The 16,679-nt window shown below is 70.7% G+C and carries 15 protein-coding genes; 4 read left to right on the top strand and 11 right to left on the bottom strand.

The features are described 5' to 3' along the window. Window positions 1-6 precede the first annotated feature (6 nt). Both LIV37_RS36520 and LIV37_RS36515 read left to right on the top strand, forming a co-directional pair. Window positions 7-834: a thioredoxin domain-containing protein gene (locus tag LIV37_RS36520; RefSeq protein ID WP_020872089.1), complete on the top strand. Its 828-nt coding sequence runs from the start codon at window positions 7-9 to the stop codon at window positions 832-834. Window positions 835-1,039: 205 nt separating this feature from the next. Then, window positions 1,040-2,671, top strand: coding sequence for an alkaline phosphatase D family protein (locus tag LIV37_RS36515; RefSeq protein WP_020872088.1), 1,632 nt, complete (start codon window positions 1,040-1,042; stop codon window positions 2,669-2,671). A gap of 65 nt (window positions 2,672-2,736) precedes the next feature. On the opposite strand, the gene LIV37_RS36510 is transcribed toward LIV37_RS36515, so the two are convergent. Beyond that, on the bottom strand, window positions 2,737-3,327 hold the full coding sequence (locus tag LIV37_RS36510) for a dienelactone hydrolase family protein (protein ID WP_121824089.1): 591 nt from the start codon (window positions 3,325-3,327) through the stop codon (window positions 2,737-2,739). A 132-nt stretch (window positions 3,328-3,459) separates the two neighbouring features. On the opposite strand from LIV37_RS36510, the gene LIV37_RS36505 reads away from it, so the two are divergent. Continuing rightward, the gene (locus LIV37_RS36505; RefSeq protein WP_020872086.1) at window positions 3,460-4,599 is read left to right on the top strand and encodes a mechanosensitive ion channel family protein; all 1,140 of its coding nucleotides are present in this window, start codon (window positions 3,460-3,462) and stop codon (window positions 4,597-4,599) included. A 16-nt stretch (window positions 4,600-4,615) separates the two neighbouring features. On the opposite strand, the gene LIV37_RS36500 is transcribed toward LIV37_RS36505, so the two are convergent. The 4 genes from LIV37_RS36500 to LIV37_RS36485 form a co-directional block, all read right to left on the bottom strand. Then, the gene (locus LIV37_RS36500) at window positions 4,616-5,080 is read right to left on the bottom strand and encodes a GNAT family N-acetyltransferase (protein ID WP_020872085.1); all 465 of its coding nucleotides are present in this window, start codon (window positions 5,078-5,080) and stop codon (window positions 4,616-4,618) included. Then, the gene (locus tag LIV37_RS36495) at window positions 5,077-6,018 is read right to left on the bottom strand and encodes an RluA family pseudouridine synthase (protein ID WP_020872084.1); all 942 of its coding nucleotides are present in this window, start codon (window positions 6,016-6,018) and stop codon (window positions 5,077-5,079) included. The genes LIV37_RS36500 and LIV37_RS36495 overlap by 4 nt, the downstream gene beginning before the upstream one ends. Window positions 6,019-6,112: 94 nt before the next feature. Beyond that, window positions 6,113-6,700, bottom strand: a complete 588-nt coding sequence (gene lspA / locus LIV37_RS36490) for a signal peptidase II (protein ID WP_020872083.1) — start codon at window positions 6,698-6,700, stop codon at window positions 6,113-6,115. Between the two features lie 70 nt (window positions 6,701-6,770). Further along, a complete protein-coding gene (locus LIV37_RS36485; RefSeq protein ID WP_020872082.1) occupies window positions 6,771-7,511 on the bottom strand; it encodes a TraR/DksA family transcriptional regulator in 741 nt (246 codons plus the stop codon). Between the two features lie 597 nt (window positions 7,512-8,108). Between LIV37_RS36485 and ileS the strand changes: the two genes are divergently transcribed. After that, the gene (gene ileS, locus LIV37_RS36480) at window positions 8,109-11,246 is read left to right on the top strand and encodes an isoleucine--tRNA ligase (RefSeq protein WP_020872081.1); all 3,138 of its coding nucleotides are present in this window, start codon (window positions 8,109-8,111) and stop codon (window positions 11,244-11,246) included. A 311-nt stretch (window positions 11,247-11,557) separates the two neighbouring features. Here ileS and LIV37_RS36475 read toward each other — a convergent pair whose 3' ends face one another. From LIV37_RS36475 to ftsZ, 6 genes are all read right to left on the bottom strand, one after another. Continuing rightward, a complete protein-coding gene (locus LIV37_RS36475) occupies window positions 11,558-12,742 on the bottom strand; it encodes a DivIVA domain-containing protein (RefSeq protein WP_020872080.1) in 1,185 nt (394 codons plus the stop codon). Between the two features lie 49 nt (window positions 12,743-12,791). After that, the gene (locus tag LIV37_RS36470) at window positions 12,792-13,088 is read right to left on the bottom strand and encodes a YggT family protein (RefSeq protein WP_014060001.1); all 297 of its coding nucleotides are present in this window, start codon (window positions 13,086-13,088) and stop codon (window positions 12,792-12,794) included. A gap of 82 nt (window positions 13,089-13,170) precedes the next feature. Then, window positions 13,171-13,785: a cell division protein SepF gene (locus tag LIV37_RS36465; protein WP_020872079.1), complete on the bottom strand. Its 615-nt coding sequence runs from the start codon at window positions 13,783-13,785 to the stop codon at window positions 13,171-13,173. Between the two features lie 123 nt (window positions 13,786-13,908). Then, on the bottom strand, window positions 13,909-14,628 hold the full coding sequence (locus LIV37_RS36460; protein ID WP_020872078.1) for a YggS family pyridoxal phosphate-dependent enzyme: 720 nt from the start codon (window positions 14,626-14,628) through the stop codon (window positions 13,909-13,911). Between the two features lie 3 nt (window positions 14,629-14,631). Further along, entirely contained in the window at window positions 14,632-15,372 is a 741-nt protein-coding gene (gene pgeF / locus LIV37_RS36455) for a peptidoglycan editing factor PgeF (RefSeq protein WP_020872077.1), read from the bottom strand. A gap of 43 nt (window positions 15,373-15,415) precedes the next feature. Then, the gene (gene ftsZ, locus LIV37_RS36450; protein ID WP_020872076.1) at window positions 15,416-16,657 is read right to left on the bottom strand and encodes a cell division protein FtsZ; all 1,242 of its coding nucleotides are present in this window, start codon (window positions 16,655-16,657) and stop codon (window positions 15,416-15,418) included. Window positions 16,658-16,679: the final 22 nt, after the last annotated feature.

The raw sequence follows: 16,679 nt of genomic DNA, 5'->3' as shown, positions 1-16,679 counted from the left end.
ACCATCATGAGCAACCGCAACAGCCAGCAGAACAAGCAGGCCGCGCGCGAACGGCTGCGTGCCGAGCGCGAGCGCCAGGCCAAGAAGGACCGGATGCGGCGCCAGCTGTTCGTCGGCGGCGCGGTCGTCGCGGTCCTCGCGATAGCCGGCGGCATCGGCTACGCCGTCACCAACATGAGCTCGGACAACCCGAACCAGAAGTGGCGGGCGGCGGCCGAGAAGAAGACGTTCGCCAAGCCCGCCAACGCCACCGGCTCCCAGGGCACGACGGTCGTCATCGGCGACAAGAAGGCCAAGAACACCCTGCACGTCTACGAGGACATGCGCTGCCCGGTCTGTGCCCAGTTCGAGAAGTTCACCGGCCCGACCGTGCTCAAGGACATCAAGGACGGCACCTACAAGGCGCAGTTCACCATGGGCACCTTCCTCGACGACAACAAGCAGCAGCCCGGCGCCGGCTCGAAGAACGCGCTGAGCGCGCTCGGCGCGGCCCTCAATGTCAGCCCGCAGGCGTTCCTGGACTACAAGGAGGCGCTGTACGCGCCGAAGAACCACCCGGAGGAGACCGATGACGCCTTCGCGGACGACCAGAAGCTGATCGACGTCGCCCAGCAGGTCAAGGAGCTGAAGGGCAACACGGGCTTCGAGAAGGCCGTGAAGAACGGCACCTACGACCGGTGGGCGCTGGCCATGTCCAAGTCGTTCAACGACACCAAGGACGTCGACGCCACCCCGTCCTTCAAGATGAACGGGAAGAAGCTGATGGTGGGCCAGAACCCGCCGATGACCCCGGAGCAGTTCACCCCGCTCGTCAAGCAGGAGCTCAAGAAGTAGTGTCCGGCTCTTCCCGGCCGGATCGGCGGGCGCGCCCCAGGGTGCGCCCGCCGACGGCGTTGTGGCCCCGACGGCGGTGGCGGTGACCCGGCGGCCCGGGCGGTGACCGGGCGACCAGCGCGCCGGTGACCTGGCGGCGACGGGTGGGCGAACATCCCCCAAGCCCCCTGTCCCCGCGGGCTACTTGTCAGTAATCTCCACGGCCGTGACCGACCTCCACATATCGCGCCGAAGCGCCGTCACGGCCGCGGCGGCCGCCGCCGCCCTGCTGTCCCTCGTCCCGGGCCCCACCGCCACCGCCGCCTCCGGGCCCGCCTTCCTGCACGGCGTCGCCTCGGGCGACCCGCTGCCCGACGGGATCCTGCTGTGGACCCGTATCACGCCCGCCCCCGACGCCGTGCCCGGCTCGGGGCTGGGCCCCGCCGTCGAGGTGACCTGGGAGGTCGCCGAGGACCGGGACTTCCGCTCGGTCGTCGCCCACGGCACCGTCAAGGCCGCCGCCGACACCGACCACACCGTCAAGGCCGATGTGCGCGGGCTGCGGCCCGCCACCGACTACGTCTACCGCTTCGGCGTGGACGGCGGCGTCCGCTCCCCCGTGGGCCGCACCCGCACCGCACCCGCGCACGACGCGGCGCCCGACGGGGTGCGCTTCGGCGTGGTTTCCTGCGCCAACTGGGAGGCGGGCTGGTTCTCCCCGTACCGCCATCTGGCCGCCCGCACCGACCTGGACGCGGTACTCCATCTGGGCGACTACATCTACGAGTACAAGAGCGGCGAGTACCCGGAGGCGAAGGACGTCGTCCGTCCGCACGCCCCCACCCACGAGATCGTCACGCTCGCCGACTACCGCGTCCGGCACGGGAACTACAAGACCGACCCCGACGCCCAGGCGCTGCACGCCGCGCTCCCCCTGATCGCGATCTGGGACGACCACGAGTTCGCCAACGACGCCTGGTCCGGCGGGGCGGAGAACCACACGCCGGGCACCGAGGGGGCGTGGGCCCAGCGGGTGGCCGCCGCCAAGCAGGCGTACTTCGAGTGGATGCCGGTGCGCCCCTCCACCCAGGGCACCACCTACCGGCGGCTGCGCTACGGCGGCCTCGCCGATCTCCATCTGCTCGATCTGCGCTCGTTCCGCTCCCAGCAGGCGGCCACCGGCAGCGGGGACGTGGACGACCCGGAGCGCACCCTGACCGGGCGCGCCCAGCTCGACTGGCTGAAGTCGGGCCTGACCGCCTCGGACACCACCTGGCGGCTGGTGGGCAACTCGGTGATGATCTCACCGGTCGCCTTCGGGGCCCTCCCCGCCGAGCTGCTGGGCCCGCTCGCCGAGCTGCTGGGGCTGCCCAAGGGCGGGCTGGCCATCAACACCGACCAGTGGGACGGCTATACGGACGACCGGCGCGAGCTGCTCGCCCACCTCACCGACCACGGGATCGCCAACACGGTCTTCCTCACCGGTGACATCCATATGGCGTGGGCCAACGACGTACCGGTGAAGGCCGCCACCTATCCGCTCTCCCGGTCGGCCGCGACCGAGTTCGTGGTCACCTCGGTGACCTCCGACAACCTCGACGACCTGCTGCATGTGGCGCCACAGACGGTGTCCCTGGCGGCGGCCGCCGCGATCAGGGCCGCCAACCGCCATGTGAAGTGGGTGGACATGGACTCGCACGGCTACGGCGTGCTCGACGTCACCCCGCGGCGGGCCCAGATGGACTACTACACCGTCTCCGACCGGACCGATCCGCAGGCCACGAGCGCCTGGACGCGGTCGTACCGCACCCAGGCGGGCAGCCAGAAGATCGAGCGCGCGGACGCGCCTGTGCGCTGAGACTCGCCCGCGCGTCAAGACCACCCGCGCGTCGAGGCCCGCCCGCGCGTCAAAGGCTCAGAGGTTCAGAGGCTCGCCAGGAAGCCGAGCGCCACCCGCCAGGTGGCCTCGGCGGCCTCCTTGTCGTAGTCCGGCAGCTCGGGGTCGGTGAAGACGTGCCCGGCCCCGCCGTAGCGGAAGACCTCCACATCGGCACCGGCCCGCCGCATCCGCAGATACCAGGCGTTGAGCCAGTCGTGCGGCTCGAACGGGTCGGGGTCGGCCACATGCAGCTGCACCGGCAGGTCGTCGGCCGCGGCGTCGTCGGCGATGTCCGAGGTGCCGTGCAGCAGGAGCAGTCCGCGCGCCTTGTCGTCGGCCAGCGCCAGGTTCTGCGCGAGGGAGCCGCCGAGCGAGAACCCGGCGTAGACCAGCCCGCGGTCCGAGTACGGCGCGGCGGCGGTGACGGCCCGTTTCAGCAGCTCGTCCCGGCCGATCCGCTCCTTGATCACCATGCCGTCCTCGACGGTCTCGGCGGTCTCCCCCTCGTACAGGTCCGGCACGACCACCTCATGCCCGGCCGCGCGCAGCCGGTCGGCCGCCTCGTGCACGGCGGGCCGCAGCCCGTACGCGGAGTGGAACAGCACAATCGTCGAGGTATCGGCCACCGCCGTCACTTTCCTTCCCGTTTCACTTTCCGTGGATCAGCCCCTCCTATCGTGCCAGTCACAGTCTGAGGGCACCGGATCCGGGGAAGGCGGGACAGGACACCCTGGAGTCTCCCCTGGGGAAGGATGAGGTAGGTGTCCATGGAGGACGTGCTGCGTCCGCTCATTGTCATCGGCGGCTCACTGGCCATCACGCTGTTCATCGGCTGGGCCGTCGACTGGCTGCTGCGGAGGGTCGACGCCCGGCATCCCGAGACCCCCTTGTGGGGCCATCTGCGCCGCTGCCGGCTCCCTCTTCAGGTGACCGTGTGCACGGCGTCGCTGAGCGGTTCGTACGACAAGACCGGGGCGAGGGTCGTCCAGGAGCACGGGGCGGCGATCGGCCAGTTGCTCGCGCTGGTGCTCATCGCGGCCACGGCGTGGCTCATGGTGCGGGTCTCCTCGGCCGTGGTGGAGTCCTCCTACTTCCGCTACGCCTCCTCCAGCGCGCACGACCCCGCGCGGGTGCGCCGGGTGCGGACCCAGGTGACGCTGATCCAGCGGGTGGTGGCCGCGATCGTCGGCGTGGTGGCGGCGTCGGCCATGCTGCTGACCTTCCCGACGATGCGCACGGTCGGCACCTCCATGCTGGCCTCCGCCGGGATCCTCGGGGTGGTCGCCGGTGTGGCCGCCCAGTCCACGCTGGGGAACCTCTTCGCGGGGCTGCAGATCGCCTTCGGCGACATGGTGCGGATCGGGGACACGGTGGTCGTGGACGGCGAGTGGGGCACGGTCGAGGAGATCACGCTGACCTTCCTGTCCGTACGGACCTGGGACGAGCGGCGGATCACCATGCCGGTGTCGTACTTCACCAACAAGCCGTTCGAGAACTGGTCGCGGGGCGGCACCCAGAAGGTGGCCACGGTCTACTTCCACCTGGACCACACCGCGCCGATCGAGGAGATGCGGGAGCATCTGCGCGAGATCGTAAGGAAGTCCCCCGCCTGGGACGGCCGGGACTGGAACCTGGTGGTGACGGACACCACCCCGAGCACCATCATGGTGCGGGCGCTCATCACCGCGCGGGACCCGGATGACGCGTGGACCGTGCGCTGTGAGGTGCGCGAGAAGATGATCATCTGGCTGCGGGACGCCCATCCGTACGCCCTGCCGCGCATCACCACCGCTCCGGCCGCCCAGGCCCCGCAGGCGCCGCCGGAGAGCGAGCGCCGCCGCGAGCGCCACGATCACTTCGCCCGCTTCGAGGACGGGCTGCGCAAGGACGCCCGGCACTCACGGTGAGCCCGCCGGTCCGCCGCTACAGCGACCGTCGCATCGCCCGGTGCGGGATGCCGCTGCCCTCGTCGAACTCGGGGCCGAACGCCTCGTAGCCCAGCCGCTCGTAGAAGCCGAGCGCATGGGTCTGGGACTCCAGATAGACCTCGGCCAGACCGCGCCGGTGGGCCTCCGCCTCGACGGCCCGGACCAGATCGGCCCCCAGCCCGGTGCCCCGCGCCGCCCGGGCCACCGCGAGGCGGCCGAGCACGGCGGTGGTGGCGCCGTCGACACCGGCGTGGCCGTACTTCTTGTCCGCGGCCGCGCCGTGCAGAAAGCGGGCGGTGCCCACCGGGCGGCCCCCGGCGTCGGTGGCCAGGAGGTGGACGGCGTGCGCGTCGTACGCGTCCATCTCCTCCTCCTCGGGGATCCGCTGCTCCACCACGAAGACCTCGCGGCGGACCGCGAAGCAGCCGGACAGGTCCCCGTCGGCCACGACCTCGATCACGCGCTCTCCGCCTTCACGATGTCCAGCGCCCCGCGCAGATCGTCCGGGTAGACGGACTCGAATTCGACCCATCCGCCGTGCGCGGGGTGTTCGAAGCCGAGCCGCACGGCGTGCAGCCACTGCCGGGTCAGTTTCAGCCGCTTGGCGAGCGTCGGGTCCGCGCCGTAGGTGAGGTCGCCGACGCAGGGGTGGCGGTGGGCCGCCATGTGCACCCGGATCTGGTGGGTGCGGCCGGTCTCCAGCTTGATGTCCAGCAGGCTCGCGGCCCGGAACGCCTCGATGAGGTCGTAGTGGGTGACGCTCGGCTTGCCGTCCGCGGTCACCGCCCACTTGTAGTCGTGCTGGGGATGGCGGCCGATCGGGGCGTCGATGGTGCCGCTCAGCGGGTCCGGGTGGCCCTGGACCAGCGCGTGGTAGCGCTTGTCCACGGTGCGCTCGCGGAACTGCTGCTTGAGCACGGAGTACGCGAGCTCGGACTTGGCGACGACCATCAGCCCCGAGGTGCCGACGTCCAGCCGGTGCACGATCCCCTGGCGCTCGGCGGCGCCCGAGGTGGAGACGCGGAAGCCGGCGGCGGCGAGCCCGCCGATCACGGTGGGGCCGCTCCAGCCGGGGCTGGGGTGGGCGGCGACGCCGACCGGCTTGGAGACGACCACGATGTCCTCGTCGTCGTGCACGATGTCCATGCCCTCGACGGGCTCCGCGACGATCCGCACCGGCGGCGCGGCCTGCGGCATCTCGACCTCGAGCCAGGCACCCCCGGAGACCCGGTCGGACTTCCCGGCGACACTGCCGTCGAGCTGCACCTTTCCGGCCGCGGCCAGCTCGGCCGCCTTCGTCCGGGAGAAACCGAACATGCGGGCGATCGCGGCATCGACGCGCTCGCCCTCCAGTCCGTCCGGTACGGGCAGGGTGCGGATCTCGGGAATCGTACTCACCCGACGAGTATGCCGGACCGGGAGCACCGGTTCGTACGCCCGTCGGATACCGGCCGCCCGGTCCCTTCCAGGGTCGGACCGGTGTCGGCCCCGGTCAGTCCTTGTGGACCGTGCCGTCCGGGTCCAGACCGCGGAAGGACAGGATCACGATCAGGAAGCCGCCGCACACGATGGCCGAGTCGGCGAGGTTGAAGACCGCGAAGTGGGAGGGCGCGATGAAGTCGACGACCGCACCCTGGAAGTCCCCGGGGGCCCGGAAGATCCGGTCGGTGAGATTGCCGAAGGCGCCGCCGAGCAGCAGCCCGAGCGCGATGGCCCAGGGCAGGCTGTGGAGCTTGCGGGCCAGCCGCGCGATCACCACGATGACGCCGACCGCGATCACCGTGAAGACGATGGTCATGGCCTCGCCGAAGCCGAACGCTGCCCCCCGGTTGCGGATCACCTCGAACTGCAGCCAGGTGCCGATCACCTCGACCGGAGCGTGGTGCTCCAGCTTCGCGACCACGGCCAGCTTGCTGGTCAGATCGATCAGATAGGCCAGCGCCGCGACCGCGAGGAGCACCCCGACCCGCCGCTTCCCCCTGCCCGCCGCGGCCTCACCGGATCCGGCGGCGCTGGTCCCGGCGCCCCCCTCCGCCTTCCCCGCGTCCGGCGTACCGATGGCCTGCTCCGCCTCTGTCACGTGAGTCCCTCAACCTCGTGAGCCTGTCTCCCCCTGTGAGGGACGAGGGTACGGCACACGCGTACGGGCGTCAGCGCCGCTCCTGGCGCTGTTTGCACTCGACGCACAGCGTGGCCCTGGGGAACGCCTGCATCCGCGCCTTGCCGATCGGGTTGCCACAGCTCTCGCACCGCCCGTACGTCCCGGTGTCCAGCCGCTCCAGGGCCCGCTCGGTCTGGAGCAGCATCTCGCGGGCGTTTCCGGTCAGGGCCATCTCATGCTCGCGGGTGATGTTCTTGGTGCCGGTGTCGGCCTGGTCGTCGCCCGCGCCGTCGCCGGAATCGCGCATCAGCCCGGTGATCGCCTCCTCGGAGGCGAGGATCTCGGTGCGCAGCCGGCCGGCCTCGGTCAGCAGCCCGGCGCGCGCCTCGTCCACCTCCTCGGCCGACCAGGGGTCCTCGCCCGGGCGGACCGCGAGCTCACTGGGGTCGACGGGGGCGCCCGCCGCACGGGCCTTGGGCAGGGGCGGCGCGGTCGTCGTGGCCTTCTTGCCGTTAGGCGCACCACCCGAGGTCTTCTTCGCAACCACTTTCCTGGCTCCCGTCTTCTTCGCGGGCACCGCCTTGTCGGCGGGCGCGGCCTTCTTGGCGGGCGTCTCCGACTTCTTCTTCGGTGCGCTCTTCTTCGCCGCCTTGGCGGCGCCTTGCGCGGCGGCCCTGCCGGGTGCCGCGGTCTCGTTGACGGCCTTCTTGCCCGAGGCGCTCTTCTTGCCGGGCGCGGCCTTCGTCGCCTTCGCCGTGCTCTTCTGCACGGTGGTCTTTCTCGCCACCATGGCCGCGGCCCCTTCACATATTGTGATCTTGCGCGCGAATCGTTCCGGAACGATAAATCGACTCCGGGCGGGCGGCAACGGGGCACGCCGCCCGATTCGCCCGGCTTGCCCGTACGACAACCCGGTCTCCACCGTTGTGCCCCACTCCGCCTCCGGTAATCCGTCCGGGATCCGGTACCGGGGGGTGACCCAGCGTGACTGCCCTGATCGCGGCCCCCGGCGTCCGGCCGTTCGGGTCAGTCCCCGGACCCGGCCGTCCCCCACTCGGCGCAGCGCCTTATTCGGTCGGCCACGGTCCCCCCGGCCCCGTACACTGGGGCGCAGCGAAAGGCATGGATGGGGACGAGTAGCGTCGTAGGCGGCCCAGAGCGACCCGGGGACGGTGTGAGCCCGGGGGCGAGCGCGATGTGAAGGATCACCCCGGAGCCGCCGGAGGAACGCCCCCCGTGGGTCAGTAGAACCGGCATCGCGATCCCAATGAGGGGGCCGGGAGCCAACCACTGCCGGTCAAGGAGGGTGGTACCGCGGGAGCGCACGGCTCTCGTCCCTCCGACGGAAACGGAAGAGCACGTGTCCGCCGGAGGAAGAAGAGCCCCGATGACGCCGCAGTACCGCCAGGTGCCCGCCCAGGTCGACCTGCCCGCCCTCGAGCACGCCGTGCTCGACTTCTGGCGGGAGAACAAGATCTTCGCCCGTAGCCTCGAGCAGTCCGAGGGGCGGCCCGAGTGGGTCTTCTACGAGGGCCCCCCGACCGCGAACGGCATGCCCGGCGCCCACCACATCGAGGCCCGCGTCTTCAAGGACGTCTTCCCGCGCTTCCGCACCATGCGGGGCTACCACGTCGACCGTAAGGCGGGCTGGGACTGCCACGGCCTGCCGGTCGAGCTGGCGGTCGAGAAGGAGCTGGGCTTCAACGGCAAGAAGGACATCGAGGCGTACGGCATCGCCGAGTTCAACGCCAAGTGCCGGGAGTCCGTGACCCGGCACACCGACGCCTTCGCCGAGCTCACCACCCGGATGGGGTTCTGGACCGACCTCGACGGCGCGTACTGGACCATGAACCCCGGGTACGTCGAGTCGGTGTGGTGGTCCCTGAAGGAGATCTTCAACAAGGGGCTGCTGGTCCAGGACCACCGGGTGGCCCCCTGGTGCCCGCGCTGCGGCACCGGGCTGTCCGACCACGAGCTCGCCCAGGGCTATGAGACGGTCGTCGACCCCTCGGTCTTCGTGCGCTTCCCGCTGACCTCCGGCCCGCTGGCGGGCGAGGCGGCGCTGCTGGTGTGGACGACCACGCCGTGGACCCTGGTCTCCAACACCGCCGTGGCCGCGCACCCGGAGGTGCGCTACGTGGTCGCCACCAACGGCGAGGAGAAGCTGGTCGTCGCCGAGCCGCTGGTCGAGAAGGCCCTCGGCGAGGACTGGACGGTCACCGGCGAGTCCTTCACCGGGGCCGAGATGGAGCGCTGGACCTATCGGCGCCCCTTCGACCTGGTGGAGATCCCAGACGCCCACTTCGTCGTCAACGCCGACTATGTGACGACCGAGGACGGCACCGGTCTGGTCCACCAGTCCCCCGCCTTCGGTGAGGACGACCTGCTGACCTGCCGGGCCTACGGGCTGCCGGTGGTCAACCCGGTCCGCCCGGACGGCACCTTCGAGGACGGCCTGGACCTGATCGGCGGCCAGTTCTTCAAGAAGGCCGACGAGGCGCTGACGGCGGACCTCAAGGAGCGCGGGCTGCTGTTCCGGCACGTGCCGTACGAGCACAGCTACCCGCACTGCTGGCGCTGCCACACGGCGCTGCTCTACTACGCCCAGCCGTCCTGGTACATCCGCACCACCGCGATCAAGGACGCGCTGCTGCGGGAGAACGAGAGGACCAACTGGTATCCCGAGTCGGTCAAGACCGGTCGCTATGGCGACTGGCTCAATAACAACATCGACTGGGCGCTGTCGCGGAACCGCTACTGGGGCACCCCGCTCCCCATCTGGCGCTGCGCCGAGTCCCATCTCACCTGCGTCGGCTCCCTCGCCGAGCTCTCCGAGCTGACCGGCACCGACCAGAGCGGTCTGGACCCGCACCGGCCGTACATCGACGCGGTCACCTTCACCTGCACCGCCGACGGCTGCTCGCTGACGGCCGAGCGGGTGCCCGAGGTCATCGACGCCTGGTACGACTCGGGCTCCATGCCGTTCGCCCAGTACGGCTACCCGTACCGCAACAAGGAGCTCTTCGAGCGGCGCTACCCGGCGCAGTTCATCTCCGAGGCCATCGACCAGACCCGCGGCTGGTTCTACACGCTGATGGCGATCGGCACGCTCGTCTTCGACAAGTCCTCGTACGAGAACGTGGTCTGCCTCGGTCACATCCTGGCCGAGGACGGCCGGAAGATGTCCAAGCACCTGGGCAACATCCTTCAGCCGATCCCGCTGATGGATCAGCACGGCGCGGACGCGGTGCGCTGGTTCATGGCCGCCGGCGGCTCGCCGTGGGCGGCCCGCCGGGTGGGCCACGGCACCATCCAGGAGGTCGTGCGCAAGACGCTGCTCACCTACTGGAACACGGTCGCCTTCCAGGCGCTGTACGCCCGCACCTCGGGCTGGGCGCCATCCGCGGCCGACCCGGCCCCGGCCGAGCGGCCGCTGCTGGACCGCTGGCTGCTGGGCGAGCTGGGCACGCTCACCGAGCAGGTCACCGAGTCCCTGGAGGCGTACGACACCCAGCGCGCCGGAAAGCTGCTGTCGGCGTTCGTCGACGACCTGTCCAACTGGTACGTGCGCCGCTCACGCCGCCGCTTCTGGCAGGGCGACGCCGCCGCGATGCGCACCCTCCACGACGTCATCGAGACGGTCACCCGGCTGATGGCGCCCCTGGTGCCCTTCATCACCGAGCGGGTCTGGCAGGACCTGGTCGTCCCGGTGAGCCCGGAGGCCCCGGCCTCCGTGCACCTGACCACCTGGCCGGAGCCGGACCGGTCGATGATCGACCCGGCCCGCTCGGAGCGGATGGCGCTCGTACGGCGCCTGGTGGAACTGGGGCGCGCGACCCGCGCGGAGTCCGGTGTGAAGACGCGCCAGCCGCTGTCGCGCGCGCTGGTCGCCGCCTCCGGCTTCGAAACCCTCGGCGCCGAACTGCGCGCCCAGATCGAGGAGGAGCTGAACGTCTCCTCGCTCGCGTCGCTGAGCGAGGTCGGCGGCTCGCTGGTCGACACGACCGCGAAGGCCAACTTCCGCGCCCTGGGCAAGCGCTTCGGCAAAGGCACCCAGCCGGTCGCCAAGGCGATCGCGGAGGCCGACGCCGCCGCGCTGTCGGTCGCGCTGCGCGAGGGGAACGCGTCGGTCGTGGTGGACGGCGAGACGGTCGCCCTCTCCCCCGACGAGGTCATCATCACCGAGACCCCGCGCGAGGGCTGGTCCGTCGCCTCCGACGCGGGCGCCACGGTCGCCCTCGACCTGGAGATCACCCCGGAGCTGCGGCGCGCGGGTCTCGCCCGTGACGCGATCCGGCTGATCCAGGAGGCCCGTAAGAACAGCGGGCTGGACGTGGCCGACCGGATCGCGCTGCGGTGGCAGTCGGCCGACGAGGAGCTGCGTCAGGCTCTCGCCGACCACGCCGAGCTGATCGCGGACGAGGTCCTCGCGACCGACTTCGCCTCCGGCGACGGGGAGGAAGGCTACGGCGCCGAGTTCACCGACGCCCCGCTGGGCCTCACCTTCCGCCTCCGCAAGGCGTAACCCCGGCCGGGGGTTTGTTCCCCTACCCGCCCCTTCCCGCAGCATCGATATGCGGCTCCGCCGCGTGGCGGGGCTCCGCCCCGGACCCCGGTCCTCAGGCGCCGGACGGGCTGATTTCAGCCCGTCCGGCGCTTGAGGACACGCCCGAAGGGCGTCCGGGGGTCCGGGGGCGGAGCCCCTGGTTCGGGAAGGGGCGGGTAGGGGAAAAGCCCCCGCGGCCCGCGGGCATGGCAAAGGGCCGGGTCCCAGGAGGAGGCTCCTGGGACCCGGCCCTTGTGATTGCCGAACGCTCCGCGCTTACGCGCCCCGCGTCAGTTGTCGTCCTCGTCGATGAGGAAGCCCCGCATCGGGCTCGGCGCCTGCTGCATCGGCTGCGGACTCTGCGGCCGCACCGGTGCCATCGGCTGGGTCATCGCGGGAGACATCTGCTGCTGGCCACCGTAGGACGGCGCTCCGCCGTTCTGCTGGTGGCCGCCCATGGACTGGTTGCCGCCCATGGTGTGGCCACCCATCGTGCCGGCGCCGGCCGAGGCCATGGAGCCGCTCATCGAGGGGGACGGCGGCAGCGAGGCGGTCGCCGGGGTGCGCGGCGGGGCGAGCGAGTCGTCGGCCTGGTTCTCCAGCTGGCGCAGCTGGCTCTCCAGGTACGACTTCAGCCGCGTGCGGTACTCGCGCTCGAAGCCGCGCAGATCCTCGACCTTGCGCTCGAGCGTGGCGCGAGCGGACTCCAGGGAGCCCATCGCGACACGGTGCTTCTCCTGCGCGTCCCGCTCCAGCGCGTCGGCCTTGGCGCGGGCGTCCCGCTCCAGGCCCTCGGCGCGGCTACGGGCCTCGCCGACGATCTTGTTGGCCTCGGAACGGGCCTCCGCGATCGCCTGGTCGGCGGTCTGCTGCGCGAGCGAGAGCACGCGCGCGGCGCTGTCGCCGCCCGGGCCCTGCCCCGGCTGCGGCAGCTGCGGGCCACCGGGGCCGCCAGGACCGCCGGGGCCACCGGGACCGCCCATCGGGCCACCCATGGGGCCGCCGGGACCCATGGGTCCGTTCTGGCCCATCGGGCCGGGGCCGCCCTGCTGCATCGGACCGGGCCCGCCCTGCTGCATCGGACCGGGGCCGCCCTGCTGCATCGGCCCGGGGCCGTTCTGGCCCATCGGGCCGGCCGGCAGCTGCGGGGCTCCGCCCGGGAGTTGGGGCGGGCCACCCATCTGCTGCTGGCCGGGCGGCACCGGCTGCGGCGGTCCAGATATGGCGGCGGGCACAGGTGCGCCCGGCCGCTCCTGCTGTTCGGGAGGCTTGCGCATGCCTTGTTGCTGACTCTGGGCCGCGGCGCGTGTCGCGGCGGCCAGCTTGGCGCGCAGGTCTTCGTTCTCCCGCAACAGCCGGGTCAGTTCGGCTTCGACCTCGTCGAGGAAGGCATCGACCTCGTCCTCGTCATAGCCTTCTCGGAGGCGGACGGTCGTGAACTGCTTGTTCCGCACGTCCTCGGGGGTCAACGGCATCTCTACTTCACCTCAACGTAGTCGTCGGCAATCGGCAAGACCGTATCGTTCACACCCTGCTCGCAAAATTGCTCACGACGGTGATCAGGATCCAGACGATGATCATCAGCACGAAGAAGGACAGGTCGAGCGCCACACCCCCGAGACGCAACGGCGGAATGAACCGCCGCAGCAGCTTGAGTGGCGGATCGGTCACAGTGTAGGTGGCCTCGAGGATGACCACCATCGCCCTACCGGGTTGCCACGAGCGCGCGAACTGGAAGACGTAGTCCATCACGAGCCTGAAGATCAGCACGATCAGGTAGCAGTAGAGCGCGATGTAGATCACCTGTAGTGCGATGCCCATCCCGCGCGTCCCTCTCCCCTGGTTCGTACTCGGCCTTTCGGCCTCGGATGACTCGGTGTTGCCGGTTTGCCGTTTTTGCGTCTCAGCTCTGGTTGAAGAACCCGCCCTCCGCGATACGGGCCTTGTCCTCCGCCGTGACATCGACGTTAGCAGGAGACAACAGGAACACCTTCTGCGTCACCCGCTCAATGCTCCCATGGAGACCGAACACCAGACCGGCGGCAAAGTCGACAAGTCGCTTCGCATCCGTGTCGTCCATCTCCGTCAGATTCATGATCACGGGAGTGCCCTCACGGAAGTGTTCCCCGATAGTACGGGCCTCGTTGTAGGTCCGGGGGTGCAGTGTGGTGATCCGGTACGGCTCCCGCTCGGACACGACCTTGGGCATGATCACTGGCGCGTTCTTCTCCAAGTTCTGACGTTCAGGTGTGATGGACGCCACGGGGGCAATTCGCGCGGGTCGCCCGGTTTCCACCGCAAGTGGGGCCGGTTCGCGTTGTGCGGGAGGGTGGACGACTCGCACAGATTCGCCCCTTTCCGGCCGCGGTTCGGTCTCCACCACCTGATGCCGCCGGCGGTCCCGCTCGGGCTCCGGCTCGGGCTCGAACTCGTCGTCGGGGTCGAATCCCCGGCCGTCGTACCCATCGTCCTCCACGAGGCCGAGGTAGACCGCCATCTTGCGCATCGCGCCGGCCATTTTCTGCGTCCTCCGCTCTGTGGTGGATCGGCTCCGCCACCGGATGCCATGGATCCACGTGGCCCGCCCGTCTTTTGACGGGAATGACCATATTTTCTGCTGTGGTCCGACTTCTTCGCGACGTTACCGGAGCCTGGGTCGGACTCCGAGTACCGCAGTGCCGACGCGCACATGTGTCGCCCCCGCCGCCACCGCTTCCTCCAGGTCCGAGCTCATCCCCGCCGAGACCATGTTCGCAGCCGGATGTGCCACGCGCAGGCGGGATGAGATTTCCATCAGCCGGTCGAACGCCGCCCGCGGCCGCCCCTCGTAGGGGCCCGCCAGCGGGGCGACGGTCATCAGACCGTCGAGCCGGAGCCCTTCGGCCTCGGCCACGGACCCGGCGAGCCGTTCCACTCCGTCCGGTCCCACCCCTCCGCGCTCTCCCCGGTCACTGGAGTCCACGTCGAGCGCGACCTGAATCAGGACGCCCAGCTCCCGCGCGGCCCCCACAGCCGCACGGGAGAGCGCGTCGACCAATCGCCTGCGATCGACAGATTGCACCACATCGGCATAACTCGATACGGAACGCACCTTATTGGTCTGCAATTGCCCGACAAAGTGCCAGATCAATGGCAGATCCGCGCATTCCGCGGCCTTGGGGGCGGCCTCCTGGTCGCGGTTCTCGGCGACATGCCGTACGCCGAGTTCCGCGAGCAAACGGACATCGCTCGCCGGATAGGTCTTGGTGACCACGATCAGGGTCACCTCTTCGCGCTTGCGACCGGCCCCGGCGCAGGCGGCAGAGATACGTTCCTCCACCCGGGCCAGATTCGCGGCCAGTTCCGCCCTGCGATCCGTCACAGCTCAGCCGCCCAACCAGACATAGCTCGCGAGCCGCCCCGTGGTGTGCTCGCGCCGGTACGAGAAGTGGTCGGCCGACTCCAGGGTGCAGATGTGAGATTGTCCATCCATCTCGTCCATCCGCACACCCCCGCGCGCCAATTGGGCCCGCACCCCGGCCGCCACATCCACGGCGGGGGTACCCCAGCTGGTCTCGCCCCACGCCTCCGGCACCGTCTCGGCGACATCGGCGCGCATGTCCGCGGGGACCTCGTAGCAGCGGCCGCAGACCGCGGGACCGGTGCGGGCGACGATCCGGGCGGGCTCGGCGCCCTGTTCGGTCATCGCCTTCAGCACCGCCGGGACCACTCCGGCGACCAGTCCCGGCCGCCCGGCATGGGCGGCGCCGGCGACCCCGGCCACCGGATCGGCCAGCAGCACCGGGGTGCAGTCGGCGGTGAGGACGGCCAGGGCGAGGCCCCGACGCCGCGTCACCACCGCGTCCACCGCCGGGATCTCCTCGTCCGACCACGGTCCGTCGACCACCGCGACGTCCCGGCCGTGCACCTGGTTCATCCAGACGACCGCCGCCGGGTCCAGGCCCATCGCCTTGGCGGCCAGCTCGCGGTTGGTCCGTACGGCCTGGGGGTCGTCGCCGACCGCCCCGCCGAGGTTGAGCTCCTCATACGGAGCGGCGCTCACCCCGCCCCACCGGTCGGTGAAGGCGAAGTGCGCGCCGCTCGCGTCGTGCTGTTGCGCTATCACGTCTGGTTCACTTCAAAATCGCCGTCGAGCCATGCCGGACGGTTCACTTCAGGAAGTCCGGGACGTCCAGCTCCTCGGCCTGGCTGTCCGGGTACGGGCGAGCCGGGGGGACCTGGGGGTGCGGGGTGGGCACCGGGGGCGGCGGCACCTCGGCGACCGGGGCGGGGTCCGCCGGGGCGGTCTCCTCCTCGCGCGGGGTGACGCTGCCGAGCCCGCCGAAGGACGGGCGGCCGCCGCTGTCCTGGCCGGCCGGGCGGTTCGAGGAGCTGCCGGATCCCTCTTCGCGGTTGCCGCCGCTGTAGGAGCCGAGCACCTTGTCGCGGTTCTTCGCGGGCGGCTGACCGCCGTCGAAGCCCGCCGCGATCACGGTGACCCGGACCTCGTCGCCGAGCGCGTCGTCGATCACCGCGCCGAAGATGATGTTGGCCTCGGGGTGGGCGGCCTCGCTCACCAGCTGGGCGGCCTCGTTGATCTCGAACAGACCGAGGTCCGAGCCGCCGGAGATGGAGAGCAGCACGCCCCGGGCGCCGTCGATGGACGCCTCCAGCAGCGGCGAGGAGATCGCCATCTCGGCCGCGGCCACCGCGCGGTCGTCACCGCGGGCCGAGCCGATGCCCATGAGCGCCGATCCGGCCTCCGACATCACGGACTTGACGTCCGCGAAGTCGAGGTTGATCAGACCCGGGGTGGTGATCAGGTCGGTGATGCCCTGAACACCCGACAGCAGCACCTGGTCGGCCGACTTGAACGCGTCGAGCACGCTCACCTGACGGTCCGAAATGGACAGCAGCCGGTCGTTCGGGATCACGATGAGGGTGTCGACCTCGTCCCGCAGACCCGCGATGCCGTCCTCCGCCTGATTGGCGCGGCGGCGGCCCTCGAAGGTGAACGGACGGGTGACCACACCGATCGTCAGTGCGCCCAGCGAGCGGGCGATGTTCGCGACCACCGGGGCACCGCCGGTGCCCGTACCGCCGCCCTCACCCGCCGTCACGAAGACCATGTCGGCCCCCTTGAGGACCTCCTCGATCTCCTCGCGGTGGTCCTCGGCGGCCTTACGGCCGACGTCGGGGTTGGCGCCGGCTCCCAGGCCCCGGGTGAGCTCGCGACCGACGTCCAGCTTGACGTCCGCGTCACTCATCAGCAGGGCCTGCGCATCGGTGTTGATCGCGATGAACTCGACGCCCTTGAGCCCGACCTCGATCATCCGGTTGATGGCATTCACGCCACCGCCGCCGATGCCGACGACCTTGATGACTGCGAGGTAGTTCTGCGGTGCTGCCACGTCGAAGGCCTCTCGCCTCGAG

This window comes from Streptomyces rapamycinicus NRRL 5491 (assembly GCF_024298965.1).
GTDB classification, from domain to species: domain Bacteria; phylum Actinomycetota; class Actinomycetes; order Streptomycetales; family Streptomycetaceae; genus Streptomyces; species Streptomyces rapamycinicus.
Note: the sequence above shows the minus strand (reverse complement) of the source record. Positions and strands in the feature narration are given on the sequence as shown.

Excerpts from the sequence above, each read along its gene's own strand:
- LIV37_RS36520 (WP_020872089.1), top strand. The coding sequence starts at position 7 with ATGAGCAACCGCAACAGCCAGCAGAACAAGCAGGCCGCGCGCGAACGG.
- LIV37_RS36505 (WP_020872086.1), top strand. The coding sequence starts at position 3,460 with ATGGAGGACGTGCTGCGTCCGCTCATTGTCATCGGCGGCTCACTGGCC.
- LIV37_RS36485 (WP_020872082.1), bottom strand. The coding sequence starts at position 7,511 with ATGGTGGCGAGAAAGACCACCGTGCAGAAGAGCACGGCGAAGGCGACG.
- ileS (WP_020872081.1), top strand. The coding sequence starts at position 8,109 with ATGACGCCGCAGTACCGCCAGGTGCCCGCCCAGGTCGACCTGCCCGCC.
- LIV37_RS36475 (WP_020872080.1), bottom strand. The coding sequence starts at position 12,742 with ATGCCGTTGACCCCCGAGGACGTGCGGAACAAGCAGTTCACGACCGTC.
- LIV37_RS36470 (WP_014060001.1), bottom strand. The coding sequence starts at position 13,088 with ATGGGCATCGCACTACAGGTGATCTACATCGCGCTCTACTGCTACCTG.
- LIV37_RS36465 (WP_020872079.1), bottom strand. The coding sequence starts at position 13,785 with ATGGCCGGCGCGATGCGCAAGATGGCGGTCTACCTCGGCCTCGTGGAG.